The organism is Aerococcus viridans (genome assembly GCF_002083135.2).
Lineage (GTDB): Bacteria > Bacillota > Bacilli > Lactobacillales > Aerococcaceae > Aerococcus > Aerococcus viridans_C.
Genome location: NZ_NBTM02000001.1, coordinates 742,675 through 755,363 on the forward strand (window position 1 = coordinate 742,675; position 12,689 = coordinate 755,363).

The 12,689-nt window shown below is 41.1% G+C and carries 13 protein-coding genes; 3 read left to right on the top strand and 10 right to left on the bottom strand.

Features of this window, described 5'->3' with window-relative positions; all coding sequences use genetic code 11:
* Positions 1-456: 456 nt before the first annotated feature.
* Complete coding sequence (locus A6J77_RS03700; protein ID WP_083068310.1) at positions 457-948, bottom strand: cupin domain-containing protein; 492 nt, start codon at positions 946-948, stop codon at positions 457-459.
* A 287-nt stretch (positions 949-1,235) separates the two neighbouring features.
* Here A6J77_RS03700 and A6J77_RS03705 point away from each other — a divergent pair, with 287 nt between their 5' ends.
* Positions 1,236-2,027, top strand: a complete 792-nt coding sequence (locus tag A6J77_RS03705) for a formate/nitrite transporter family protein (protein WP_083068312.1) — start codon at positions 1,236-1,238, stop codon at positions 2,025-2,027.
* A 161-nt stretch (positions 2,028-2,188) separates the two neighbouring features.
* Here A6J77_RS03705 and manA read toward each other — a convergent pair whose 3' ends face one another.
* The 8 genes from manA to A6J77_RS03745 form a co-directional block, all read right to left on the bottom strand.
* Positions 2,189-3,139, bottom strand: coding sequence for a mannose-6-phosphate isomerase, class I (manA, locus tag A6J77_RS03710; RefSeq protein WP_083068314.1), 951 nt, complete (start codon positions 3,137-3,139; stop codon positions 2,189-2,191).
* Positions 3,140-3,144: 5 nt separating this feature from the next.
* Positions 3,145-3,528, bottom strand: a complete 384-nt coding sequence (locus A6J77_RS03715) for a DUF956 family protein (protein WP_083068316.1) — start codon at positions 3,526-3,528, stop codon at positions 3,145-3,147.
* A 1-nt stretch (position 3,529) separates the two neighbouring features.
* Entirely contained in the window at positions 3,530-4,477 is a 948-nt protein-coding gene (locus tag A6J77_RS03720) for a PTS system mannose/fructose/sorbose family transporter subunit IID (RefSeq protein WP_083068317.1), read from the bottom strand.
* A gap of 12 nt (positions 4,478-4,489) precedes the next feature.
* Positions 4,490-5,299 (bottom strand): mannose/fructose/sorbose family PTS transporter subunit IIC, encoded by an 810-nt coding sequence (locus A6J77_RS03725; RefSeq protein ID WP_083068319.1) that lies wholly within the window; start codon positions 5,297-5,299, stop codon positions 4,490-4,492.
* Positions 5,300-5,318: 19 nt separating this feature from the next.
* A complete protein-coding gene (locus A6J77_RS03730) occupies positions 5,319-6,311 on the bottom strand; it encodes a mannose/fructose/sorbose PTS transporter subunit IIA (RefSeq protein WP_083068321.1) in 993 nt (330 codons plus the stop codon).
* A gap of 444 nt (positions 6,312-6,755) precedes the next feature.
* Positions 6,756-7,598, bottom strand: coding sequence for a MetQ/NlpA family ABC transporter substrate-binding protein (locus tag A6J77_RS03735; protein WP_083068323.1), 843 nt, complete (start codon positions 7,596-7,598; stop codon positions 6,756-6,758).
* 208 nt (positions 7,599-7,806) lie between these two features.
* Positions 7,807-9,027, bottom strand: a complete 1,221-nt coding sequence (locus A6J77_RS03740) for an LL-diaminopimelate aminotransferase (RefSeq protein WP_083068325.1) — start codon at positions 9,025-9,027, stop codon at positions 7,807-7,809.
* A 102-nt stretch (positions 9,028-9,129) separates the two neighbouring features.
* Positions 9,130-9,504 (bottom strand): MerR family transcriptional regulator, encoded by a 375-nt coding sequence (locus tag A6J77_RS03745; protein WP_083068327.1) that lies wholly within the window; start codon positions 9,502-9,504, stop codon positions 9,130-9,132.
* 247 nt (positions 9,505-9,751) lie between these two features.
* On the opposite strand from A6J77_RS03745, the gene A6J77_RS03750 reads away from it, so the two are divergent.
* Positions 9,752-10,645 (top strand): cation diffusion facilitator family transporter, encoded by an 894-nt coding sequence (locus A6J77_RS03750; RefSeq protein ID WP_083068328.1) that lies wholly within the window; start codon positions 9,752-9,754, stop codon positions 10,643-10,645.
* Between the two features lie 87 nt (positions 10,646-10,732).
* On the opposite strand, the gene A6J77_RS03755 is transcribed toward A6J77_RS03750, so the two are convergent.
* Entirely contained in the window at positions 10,733-11,917 is a 1,185-nt protein-coding gene (locus A6J77_RS03755) for a MalY/PatB family protein (protein WP_083068330.1), read from the bottom strand.
* A gap of 314 nt (positions 11,918-12,231) precedes the next feature.
* On the opposite strand from A6J77_RS03755, the gene dhaM reads away from it, so the two are divergent.
* Entirely contained in the window at positions 12,232-12,618 is a 387-nt protein-coding gene (gene dhaM, locus A6J77_RS03760; protein ID WP_083068332.1) for a dihydroxyacetone kinase phosphoryl donor subunit DhaM, read from the top strand.
* The last annotated feature ends 71 nt before the right edge of the window (positions 12,619-12,689 follow it).

Genomic DNA, 12,689 nt, shown 5'->3' on the forward strand with positions numbered 1-12,689 from the left:
GCCAAAAATATTTCTATGTCTATTTTCAAATATGGGCATTAAAAAACCAGCCGTTGGGAGGACGACTGGTTTTTTGTCATCTTTCGTTTTGGGAGGAGAAAGATTTATGAAGAAAAGTTTGGTTCTTTATTGGGTATGCTTATATAATAGGCGATAGCTTTGAAGATATTGTGAAGATTTCGTCAAAAATTGTGTTGTTTCTATGACTTTAAAAGTATAAAAGTTTAAACCTTTTTTCAAACAACAATAAAAAAAAACAGCCGTTGGGAGGACGACTGGTCTACTTGTAATCTTTCGTTTTAGGAGGAGAAAGATTTATGAAGAAAAAAGTTTGGTTCTTTATTGGGTATGCTTATATAATAGGCGATACGTTTGAAGATATGGTGAACATCTCAATCCAAATTATGGTGTTTATATGATGTTTTCTTTAGGAATAGTTTAAGGTAGTCGGTATGCCTAATCTGCTAGGGTTAGTCGGTGAATAATATCTGCATAATCTGGATATTGATTCAGTAAATCTGCTCGTTTGAATAGTTCAAAGTCATCGTATTCAAATCCTGGACTAACCATGCATGAGACTAGTGAATAGCTATCTGCGTCTTCAACTGTTGAGCCAAAAATAGTCCCCTTTGGTACGACTGCTTGAAGAACTTGCCCTTGTTCGACGTCTGTGCCTAAAGCGACTTGTTGATAGTCACCCTCTGCTGTAATCATGTGGACAGTTAGTGGGCTACCGTAGTGGTAGTACCACATTTCATCGGCTGTTAAACGGTGGAATCTTGATGGATTGTTGCTTGTTAGGAGAAAGTAGATACTGGTATATAGGGCACGTGGTTTTTGGCCTTTTAGCTGGGTGGTTTGGTCTGATTTCAATACTTGATAGAAGAAGCCGCCTTCTTCATGTCCTACCATCTTGTAGTGGTCGATCCAAATTGATTTGTCTTTCATATATTTCGCCTCCAAAATATTTGCTTTTCACCTTCAATAGTATCTATTCTCCCGGTATTTTGCACGATTTTTTTATGCCATTTGCGCCCACAATATTACGAATCCAATTAATACAATCCCGTACATGATTTGTCGATATTGTGAAAAAATTATCAAAACACTTCTCTTTGTATAACTTATAACTATTTAATGTCTTGTTTTTTAAACAATCGCTTCACGTTTGTGCTAGGCTACCATTATGAGAAATTTGACTATAATATTAAAAAAATATTGTAAGGAGACAAGCTATGAGCGATATGAATATTTCGAATTTCATGAGTAAAATCGACGGTGCAGTTGCCAAGAAGGATGCCCTTTTTGACCAATCAAAAGTCCGATATTTGTTGCGGGCTATTTACGCGGGTATATTCTTAACCCTGCCAACCGCTATTGGTGTCTTGGTTTGGGATGCCATTGCTGTAGACTACACGTCTTTAGGTAAAATAAGCTACGCTTTGATATTTCCGCTAGGTTTAGCCATGATTATTTATTTGAACGGTGAGTTGGCTACTTCAAATATGATGTACCTTTTCGCAGGTGCGCATCGCCGGAAATTATCTTGGTCAAAAGCATTAACCATTATCTTTATTTGCACATGCATGAACCTACTAGGGGCTGCTATTGTTGGTATACTCATTGGGCATTCTAGTATCGCACATTATTTTAATGCTGATTCTGCGATCATGACCATGATTAATGCGAAATTGGATAAAGACATTTGGACCTTATTCATAGACGGGATTCTCGCAAATATCTTCGTCAATATCACCATTATGGGGCAGATGAAAATGAAGGATGATTCCGCCCGCTTGCTATTTATCGTAGCTGTTATTTTCCTTTTTGTTTATGGCGGATTTGAACATGTAATCGCGAATTTCTCGCTAATGAGTATCGCTTTCTTCTCAGGTAATGACATGGATATGATGGCCGTGTTGATTAATTGGATCTTCGCCTTTATGGGCAATCTAGTAGGTGGCGGTGTTATCATGGGGCTAGGGTATAGCTTCCTAAATAGTGAAGAAACAGGATATCTCGACTAAGTCCAGATGATGAGTTATCCAGAAAAGTATAAAGAATACCGCGCGATTTACATAGAACATCCTAAAAAAATAATAGACCAAGGGTTGCATCTGCTTTGATGTCTCCTTGGTCTATTTTTATGGTTCTTATTCGTTCAACAGGTTGAACAACCGCTAGCCATTTATGCTTCTTCTGCTACCATCAAACTGAATTGGCCTGTCAATGTAATTTCTCCTAGGCCACTTGGTAGGATAAAAGCATCTGCTGCTTTCACGTCCCAAGTCTTGTCGCCAACAGTGATTTGTCCTTGGCCGTCAAGAACTGTACACAATTGGTACTTGTCGGATAATTTGATGTGCAAGTTATCTTCGACAGTCCATTTTGCCACGGAGAAGTATTCATTGGTCCAAAATTCCTGGATAGACCCGCCTGGTAATTCAGTGATGTGCCCATCCGCTAGGGTATCCTGGTGCGGGAAAGTGGTGACATCCGCTGACTGTTGGATGTGTAGGTCGCGTTCATTACCGTTTGCGTCCTTACGTCCGTAGTCATAAACCCGGTAGGTGGTGTTAGAACTTTGTTGGGTTTCGAGGATTAATACGCCACCACCGATAGCATGGATAGTCCCTGCTGGCACGGCGAAGAAATCACCGGCATGAACGGGCACTTTACGTAACAGTTGATCCCACTCGTTCTCTTCGACCATTTCTAAGAACTGTTGTTTATTTTGGGCATTGTGGCCGTAAATCAGATAGGCACCTGGATCAGCGTCCATAATATACCAACACTCCGTCTTCCCAAGGTCATTTTCATGGGCTAGTCCATATTCATCATCAGGGTGCACTTGGACGGACAAGTCTTCCTTGGCATCAATAATTTTGATTAATAATGGAAAACGGTCAGCCGCTTCTCCCAAGAAGATTTCTGGGTGTTTTTGGTACAAGTCAGATAGACTTAAGCCGGCAAGGGATTCAGGTGACGTCACGATAGATTGCCCATGTTCATGTCCTGAGATGACCCACGCTTCTCCCGTCTGGTCTGAAGGGATGTCTAGATTGAATTGACTGCGTAATTTTTGTCCACCCCAGATTTTTTCTTCTAGGTAGGCTTTTAAGAATATGGGTTCTTGCATCGTCACTACTCCTTGTCTTTCTTCCCTCGTTTAAAGGGGTTTTTGAATAAGTTAGCTAGGTTACTTTGTTGTGCGACGAATTTTTCTCGGGGCAGGTACTTGCGCATTGCCCGAAGACTATCTTTAGCTTCATCGACAACAAATTCCAGGAGTTGGCCTTCATCGGTTTCAAAATAGAAGCCGCGGACGTAACGTCCTTTGAAGAACATTTGCACGCGGATGCGTGTAATGTTAACCCATGGAATTTGAATGAAGCCTGGTCCGTTCTCCTCGCGAAATTCAACACCCTCATCGCCCACCATCAGTAAGCCTGACTTAGGGTCGATAGGGTTGATCATCGCATTCGCTTTGGAGACGAACGTTACTTCTGTATTTAATTGAGCTGTCATCTTAACCCATGATACCTAATACATAAAGCACGATACCGATCACAAAGATAGAGAAAATCAAGGTAGTTGCGCTCACTTTACGTTTTAATAGGTACATACATGCTAATGTTAATAGTAATGGCATCATACCAGGTAATAATTGGTTGAATACATCACCTAATGTTGTTGCTGTTGTTGTATTTACTAATTGACCTGATGAAATTTGGTTAATCACATCACGGAAGCTGTCAGCTGTTACATTGCTGTTGTTAGCTGCTTCAACTAAACCATCAAAGTTTACAATAGCATCTTTTTGGTTTGTTACCTCAGAAATTACTCTTGGGAAATTCATTGTTGTCCAACGAGGTACCAATACCCCCATAACGAACATCCCTAGAATAGATGCCCCAACAGTGATTTTTTGAATGATACCACCAGACAAGTCTTTTGTGATTTCAGAACCTGCACGGTAACCTAATTCTTGTGTGTACCAAGTGAAGGCTACACGGATTAAGTTCCAAAGTACGAAGAATAAGATTGGTCCAATGATTGATTGGCTTAAAGCAAGCGATGCAGCGAAGGCACCGATTACTGGACGTAAAGTACCCCAGAAGATTGGGTCACCCACACCAGCAAGAGGACCCATCATCCCAACTTTAACCCCTTGGATAGCTTGGTCTTCAATGACTGTACCATTTGCTTTCTCTTCTTCCATGGCTAAGGTTACCCCTAAAATTGGTGCCTCAACGTATGGGTGAGAGTTGATGAATTCCAAGTGACGTTGTAAAGCTGCCGTACGGTCTTCTTTACTTGTATATAATTTTTTGATTGCTGGGGCTAGTACATAAGCCCAACCAACGTTATGCATACGCTCGTAGTTCCATGAAGCTTGAACGAAAGTTAATCGCCAGTTTGCGACCATCCGGTCTCGTTTTGATAATGTTACGCGGTTTGTTACTTCTTCAGTCATGTCTACCCCTCCTTAATAGTCTTCTAAAATGGCGTCTAACTGGGCATCAACTGAACCTGAACCACCAGATCCTGAACCGCCACCGCCATTAAATTGTGGAGACAATTCAATGTAGATAAGTGCTAAGGCCAAACCGATAATACCCATTGCCACTAAGTTCAATTCTGTAACGGCTGCTAAAGCAAAACCGATAAAGAAGAATGGCCATGTTGTTTTGGTTGCCATCATATTGATAACCATTGCGTAACCTACAGCAACGATCATACCACCACCAACAGCTAGACCACCTGTGATCCAGTCTGGAATGGCTGCTAAAGCGCCTTGTACAGCTGAAGCTGGTAAAGCTAATGTAGCGATTGCTGGAATCATTACACGTAAACCTTGAAGACCTAAAGCCATCATATTGGCAGATTCAACTCCACGAATAGAGCCTTTTTCTGCTTGAGCATCCGCATAATGTGCCAAACCTACTGTCATTGTACGAACGAAGATTGTTAATACTTGACCAGCGATTGCTAAAGGCACTGCAATGGCGATACCTTCGTTTACAGAAGCACCTTTAGTTAATACTAAGATACCAGCGATTACACCTGCTAAGGCAGCATCTGGTGCTTGCGCTGCCCCGATGTTCATCCAACCTAAAGCGATTAATTGTAATTGACCACCTAATAGTAGTCCTTCAGTTAAGTTTCCTGTTGCAAGACCAATTAATGTACAAACAATAATTGGTTGGTGTAATTGGAATGAGTCCAACACACTTTCAAAACCAGCGAATAATGCAATAACACAAATAGCTATAGCTGCAAAAATTGAAATATCCATTTTTCTGTCGACCTCCCTTTTAAATCAAGTTATGATTTTTCAACAGTTTATCTAAGTTTTCGTCTGAGTCTGCTGGGACTTTACGTACGTCAAATTTAACCCCAAGGTCTTTTAATTTTTGTAAAGTAGCTACATCTTCCTCGTCTACTGACAATGATCTTGAAATCATTGTTTTCCCTTTAGAATGCGCCATTGAACCTAAGTTTACTTCCTTAATATCTACACCAGCTTCGATTGCTGCTAATACGTCTTGTGGAGTTTCAAATAATAATAATGCCTTTGTCTTACCAAAACGTGGGTCTTTATCAATTTCCGCTAATTTAGATACTGGAATTGTGTTGGCACGAACACCTGTTGGCGCTGCTTGTTGAATCAATGATTTACGCATGTCATCTTGGGCAACCTTGTCCGATACAACGATAATACGGTTAGGGTTAACTGATTTTACCCAACCAGTGGCTACTTGACCGTGTAATAAACGGGTATCCACGCGTGCTAGGACATACTTAATCTTCCCATCACCTAATACAGTACCAGGTTTTAAGGTACCAACTTGTTCCTCTTCTTGACTACCTTCGCTAGCTGCAGCTGCTGGGGCGTCAATGCCTTCCCCAAGTGCTTCAGGTTTTACACGAATACCTGACACTTCTCTTGTCAAAATGTGTTTGGCAACATCCGCCACTTGGTCAGAACCAAATCGTTGACCCAAAGCTTCTAAGAGCATTGGTAGATTTAACCCACTTACAATTGCTGTGCGTTCTGGCATTTCTTCATGAATAGCATTGGCCTGGTTGAATGGTGAACCTCCCCACAAATCAACTAAAAATAGAATTTGTAACGTGTCATCGAAAGATTCGACTGCTTCTAAAAGATGGGCACGTAAATCATCCGGTCCTTCTTCAGGCATAAAGGTCACTGCTTGCAGATTTTCTTGTTCTCCGAAAATCATCTCAGCAGATTGTTTAATACCTTCAGCGAACTTACCGTGACTCGCTAAAATAATTCCTATCATCCTATTAAACCTCCCTAAATAAAATTTGGACACTTGTATCCGGTTTCAAGTATATAAGTAAAATCTACCAAATACAATCACAAAATGCTTTGAAAACTAGCGGATTTTATCAAAATCCGTCAATTCTTTGCAAAAGTTTGCATATGACTAAACTTTAAAATTATTAAATATACCCTTTCGCTAACAAAATGGTTTTAAATACTGTTAAATCAATGCTTCGCCTAACATATTATATAAGTTATTAAGATTGCAAAATTATCTTTAATCGAAAAATTAAAGTTTTCTCATATACATAAAAAACGCGTAAAATCAGATTTTGTATAGATTCTGTACTTTGCATAAAATCAATTATTTGTATAAAATAATATTACATTTAACCAAAAAAGTCGTTTTATCCTCCAATGATGACAGGAAATATGACACTGATCTTGACACACCGACGACCTATTCCGCTGACCAAACGTCTTCAATCGGCACTTGGACTTCTAATTTGGTGTCATCGAACTCTTCAGAGATAAAGTCTTGAACTTCTTCAGAATGGTATAAATCAGACAATTTCTGTATGTTTTCATCGTCTTCGTTGCCTGCTGCAGTAGCAATCACATTGATCGTGCCATTGGCATTCTCATCCAATTCCTCAACGAAAATAGCATCTTTCGTCACGTTTAGACCTGATTCTAGGGCGATAGTGTTGCCTATGACTGCAAGGTTTAAGTCCGGCAAGCTACGGGCTAATTGTAACTCGTCCACTTCAATAAATTCTAAATTCAAGGGATTGTCCGTGATGTCATCAATTGTACCTGAATTGGGGTTGAAATCATCAGCTAGGGTAATTAATCCGGCCCCTGCAAGGACAGCTAATTCGCGGGCCTGGCTCGCGCTGTTAGTTGAAATCCCTACTAAGTCGCCATCAGCTACCTGGTCAATGTCCGTATACTGGTCAGAATAAACCCCCATTGGTTCTCGGTAGGTAGTCGCGATTGGCACTAATTTGTTGTCAGAGTTTTCGTTGAAGGTATCCATGTAGCCTATATTTTGAAAGGCGTTGGCGTCTACTTCTCCTTCAGCCGTTGCCGTATTAGTTTGGACTCCGTCACCGTCAATTGAAATCACCTCAATATCAAGTCCCGCTTCAGCTGCGGCATCTGACTCTGCGATAAAGTCCCAGATTTCAACATCCGACCCACGCGAAGCCACGGAAACTTGCGCCAATTCACCTGATCCACTATTGCCACATGCCCCTAGGAAAATGGTTGCCCCCGTTAATAACCACAAAGATTTCTTCATTATATATTCCTCCTAATCGAGTCTATCTATTATTCCCATCTTAACATGACATGTAAGACATTGACTGGAGGAGTAATCACTCAAGAATAATCGGAAAAAGCGATAACAGTTTGCACACTGGCTTTGAGAAAAAAAGCAGCATCATTTCGATTAAATTTGTGCAAACAAAAAGAGTAGAACCGAGGCCCTACCCTTTTCGATTATTTAACTATTTGTTTAAAGCCTTAATACGTTCAACAGCTTCTGCTGTTTTTTCATAGGTATTGAAGGCTGTTAATCGGAAGTAGCCGGCACCTGAAGGACCGAAACCAACACCTGGTGTCCCAACGATTTGTGCATTTTCTAATAGGAAGTCAAAGAAGTCCCATGAGTCCATGCCTGCTGGTGTTTTCAACCAAACGTAAGGCGCGTTTACACCACCGAAAACTTCATAGCCAGCCTCTTCCAAACCTTCTTTAATCAGGATAGCATTGCGGCGGTAGTAAGCTAACATTTCTTCGATTTGTGCTTTACCTTCTTCAGAGTAACTTGCTTCACCAGCACGTTGTACGATGTAAGGTGCACCGTTGAATTTCGTTGAAATACGACGTTTCCATAAGTCTAATAGGGATACGCCATCGATTTCTAACTCTTGAGGGATAATCGTAGCCCCTAAACGCACACCAGTAAAGCCGGCACGTTTTGAGAATGAACGGATTTCAATAGCGCAAGTACGTGAACCTGGTAATTCAAAGATTGAATGTGGCACGTCTTCTTCAGTAATGAATGACTCGTAAGCTGAGTCGAAGATTAAGATCGCATCATTTTCGTTAGCCCAGTCTACCCATTTTTGTAGGTCAGCGGTGTTTAAAGTTGTCCCTGTAGGGTTGTTAGGGTAGCAAAGGTATACTAAATCAACTGGCTCCTCAGGTAGCGCGGGTTTAAAGTCATTTTCCGCAGTAGCTGATAAGTAAACTAAGTCCGACCATTTACCCGTTTCTTCGTTGTAGTCACCACCGCGACCAGCCATGATGTTTGAGTCGATGTAAACTGGGTAAACAGGGTCACCAACAGCGATTTTGATGTCTGGGCCAAAGATTTCTTGAATGTTTGAAGAATCTGATTTCGCACCGTCAGAAATAACGATTTCATCCACTTTCACATCTGCACCACGAGCTGCAAAGTCATTTTTTTGGATGGCTTCACGTAAGAAGTCGTAACCGTGGTCTGGCGCATAACCTTTAAAAGTAGCGGCATCTGCTTGTTCGTCTACGGCCTTATGTAAGGCCTCGATGACTGCTGGTGCTAGCGGTAAAGTGACGTCCCCAACACCTAAACGAATCACGTTTTGGTCTGGATGTGCTTTTTCATAAGCCTCTTGGCGACGTTTTACTTCTGCGAATAAATAAGAGCCTGGTAATCGTTGATAATCTTTATTAATTTGGTTCATAGAAAATCTCCTCTACTAGATATGCTACTTTTTAGTTACTATACTGCTTTTTAGTCACTTTCATTTTTAAAGGTGTGAGAGCCGTAACGACTTTTGTCGCAACTAGCGCAATGGATAGTCTTGATCGGCGCCAGCGTTTCTGAAACCACCTTGGTTCAAGATTTCATTATATAGAATGCGGCGAACATCTTCGTCGGTCAGCTGCTTGGTATCTGTCACTTTAGGCTGCGTATGTTGACGATTATATGTATTATAAATCGCTTGGATGCTCATACCCTCATTTAAATAATCTTTGATTTCTAATAATCGATCGACATCATTTAAGGAGTACATCCGGCGATTTGTTTCTGAACGCTTTGGTTTAATTAACTTCTGTTCTTCGTAGTAACGCACCTGTCTCGGTGTCAAATCTGTTAGCTGTACAACTGTCCCAATTGGGAAAACAGCTAGCGTACGGCGTAGCTCTTTTTCCTTCATGTCAAGTCACCTTCATTCTTTTTTAATTGTATTTTAATCTCATGTTATATTACTTGACATTTTAAGTCAATCATATTTTATTGAAATTCTGTAAGAATTCAGACAATTTTTTGTAAAAAAGAGGTGTCATTTCTAGATGAACTACCTTGTAAAGTGTATGGCCAGTCGCTATAATGGAAAGAATTGCTTTTTTCTAGATTGGCAACTTTTACCCCTTATCGATTCAATTTAAAGGAGCGGTTTTCACATGGAAAATGAACCTAACATGACACCAAGCAACACCAACCCACAACTAGCCCGGCGCGGAATTTATCTCAGTATCGTCACTTACGTCATCATCTCGACCGCCAAACTCCTTGTCGGCTACAGCTTTGACTCAGATGCGGTCTTTGCGGATGGTTTGAATAACTTTACCGATTCATTTGCGTCAATCGCCCTACTAGTGGGCATGATCCTATCCCAACGCCCAGCTGATCAAAACCACCGTTATGGTCATTATAAAATTGAAACCATTACTACACTGATTATGTCCTTCGTGATTTTCTATATCGGGATTACGGTGACCATTGATTCAACTACGGCCTTAATCAACCAAGAATACGCAGCTCCAACACCCATTAATGCGGTTGTTGGCTTGTCTTCTGGGGTCATTATGTCCGGTGTTTACTGGTACAACAACCGTCTTAGCAATAAACTCAATAGTCCAAGTCTTAAAGCTTCTGCAAAGGACAATTTATCCGATGCCCTGACCTCTTTCGCAACTGCCTTGTCGGTCGTCCTAAGTCGTACCGGTATCCTTTGGCTAGATGGTGCCATGGCTATTGTCGTTGGCTTAATCATTATCAAATCAGGGTATGACATCTTCAAAGAGTCCGCCTTTTCCCTATCAGACGGCTTCCCCCAAGAAGATTTAGATAACTATCGGAAAATAGTCCTCATGGTATCTGGCGTGCGCGCAGTTTCTGATATCCGCGGCCGTAATTACGGGGCCAATGTCTATATCGACATTACCATCTTGGTAAACCCAGAAATTTCTGTTCAAGCGGGTCATGCTATCACTGAAAAAGTAGAATCCGCCCTACAAAAAACAGAAGATGTCACCGCTATCGACGTCCATGTCGAACCCTACCAGGAAAACTAATTCATTAAATATACTTACAACAAAGACCCGCCACGCTCAATATGAGAAGCAGGTCTTTTTATGTATATTGACTGTTTCTACGACAGACTATTGCCATTCTTGAATTGCTTTAACTAAATTATTTGCAGCTGTTTCAATGATCTCTGTCTTAGTCGCTAGATTAATCCGGATATGGGTATCTTCTGGTCTAGTTGGCCAGTAAGTGGTCCCATAATTGACACCTAAACGGGCACGGTCTTGAACCACTTCTTTCAGGTCTGCATTTTTCACATAAGCGCCTAAATCAAGCCAAGCAAGGTAAGTTCCTTGTAAGTCTGAGAATTGAACTTGTGGCAAGGCTGTTTGGACTGTTGTTTTAAGTAATTGGTAATTGTCCCAAATCACTTGGTTGACGTTCTCCACCCATTCAGCCCCGTAGGTATAGGCCGCTTCTGACGCGATATAACCAGCAGGTTGCCCGCCAGTCACATGAATCGCATGTAAGAACGTATCCAATTTTTCTCTTAAATCAACCCGTGGCACCACCATAAATGAATGGTTAAAACCAGCTAAGTTAAAGGTTTTTGATGGCGAGGCGAAAAGGACATAATTGTCAAAATCTGGGTCAATATTTCCAATAGCAATATGCTCATGTCCTGGCATAATCAAATCACGGTGGATTTCATCAGAGAATAATAAGACATCGTATTGCTTACATAAAGCCACTACTTTAGCCAATTCATCACGATGCCAAACGCGACCAGTTGGGTTTTGCGGTGAACAGAATAAGAAAACCTTGATATCGTCATCTTTGAAGGCACTCTCCAAAGCGTCAAAATCAATTGTGTACCCTTCTTGTTCATTGCCCAATAAATCTTGCATCACTAAAGTCCGATTAGCTTCTTCAATAACCGTACGGAAGGGATTGTAAACGGGGTTTTGAATTAAAATGTTGTCCCCTTCATTGGTATACGCATGTAAGGCAAAGGCAATACCCGTACATACACCTGGAGCAAACCGGTACCATTCGGCCTTTGTTTCATATTGGAAATGGTCATTTGACCAATCAATCATTGATTGGTAATAAGAATCTGGCACTGAATAATAGCCAAAGTATTGGTCATCCACAAAAGATTGAATGGCTGCCGTCACTTCTTTGGCTGGCGCAAAATCCATGTCCGCAATCCAAATCGGCAATAAGTCTTTGTCCCCAAAAACTGTCTCTAAATCATGCCATTTCATTGCTTTGGTGTTTGAACGGTCAGGACTGTAATCTTTTAAAATATCTACCATGTTTGTGCCTCCTATAATTTGTCTATCCTTGTCTTGATATTCTCATTCTATCATATCTAACAGGATTTTGATTCAAGAGACAATCGCTTAAAGGCAATCGTTTTAACCTATCAAAACCTTGGCTAATTCTGGCCCCACCGCTTGTCCAGCTCTTCAGGGCAATGCTAGGAAAGTATAGTCCGAAGTCTTACTCACTAATCATGACATCTCATTTAAGTCCCAATGGCTATTGCTTGTTGTCTTAACATTTTCTTGATAGAATGTAAGCGAGTACATACCACTTTAGGGAACTTACATACGGAGGCTTCTCATATATGACAAATTTACTAATATTAGTGTCTCATAGCCAAACCATCACAGAGGGGCTCAAAGAATTGTTAGAAACCATGGTACCCGACGACAACAATGCCTTTTCAGTCATCGCTGCCGGGGGGACCGACGACGGCGAAATCGGTACGTCTGTCAGCAAGATCACGGAGGCCATTTTTGCTAATACGGACAAGGAAATTTTCATCTTCACGGATATGGGATCAGCCGTCTTATCGGCGGAAACGGCCCTAGACTTCGTGGAGGACGAGATAAAAGCCCATATCCACCTTGTTGAAGGGCCGCTGGTTGAAGGGGCCTATGTGGGTGCTGTTCAATCAACCATTAATCGTACACCAGACCAAATTTTAGAAGCCATTAAAGAACAAAGCTAAGTGTCCTAACGCATGCTTATCTTATTTAAAGTCGTTGATTGTAACCGTGTTATCCATGCCTAAGGAGGTTT

Bases quoted from the DNA above. Each gene is read 5' to 3' on its own strand.
- A6J77_RS03745 (WP_083068327.1), bottom strand. From the start codon at position 9,504: ATGAAGGAAAAAGAGCTACGCCGTACGCTAGCTGTTTTCCCAATTGGG.
- A6J77_RS03735 (WP_083068323.1), bottom strand. From the start codon at position 7,598: ATGAAGAAATCTTTGTGGTTATTAACGGGGGCAACCATTTTCCTAGGG.
- A6J77_RS03755 (WP_083068330.1), bottom strand. From the start codon at position 11,917: ATGGTAGATATTTTAAAAGATTACAGTCCTGACCGTTCAAACACCAAA.
- A6J77_RS03730 (WP_083068321.1), bottom strand. From the start codon at position 6,311: ATGATAGGAATTATTTTAGCGAGTCACGGTAAGTTCGCTGAAGGTATT.
- A6J77_RS03720 (WP_083068317.1), bottom strand. From the start codon at position 4,477: ATGACTGAAGAAGTAACAAACCGCGTAACATTATCAAAACGAGACCGG.
- A6J77_RS03715 (WP_083068316.1), bottom strand. From the start codon at position 3,528: ATGACAGCTCAATTAAATACAGAAGTAACGTTCGTCTCCAAAGCGAAT.
- A6J77_RS03740 (WP_083068325.1), bottom strand. From the start codon at position 9,027: ATGAACCAAATTAATAAAGATTATCAACGATTACCAGGCTCTTATTTA.
- dhaM (WP_083068332.1), top strand. From the start codon at position 12,232: ATGACAAATTTACTAATATTAGTGTCTCATAGCCAAACCATCACAGAG.
- A6J77_RS03700 (WP_083068310.1), bottom strand. From the start codon at position 948: ATGAAAGACAAATCAATTTGGATCGACCACTACAAGATGGTAGGACAT.
- A6J77_RS03750 (WP_083068328.1), top strand. From the start codon at position 9,752: ATGGAAAATGAACCTAACATGACACCAAGCAACACCAACCCACAACTA.
- manA (WP_083068314.1), bottom strand. From the start codon at position 3,139: ATGCAAGAACCCATATTCTTAAAAGCCTACCTAGAAGAAAAAATCTGG.
- A6J77_RS03725 (WP_083068319.1), bottom strand. From the start codon at position 5,299: ATGGATATTTCAATTTTTGCAGCTATAGCTATTTGTGTTATTGCATTA.
- A6J77_RS03705 (WP_083068312.1), top strand. From the start codon at position 1,236: ATGAGCGATATGAATATTTCGAATTTCATGAGTAAAATCGACGGTGCA.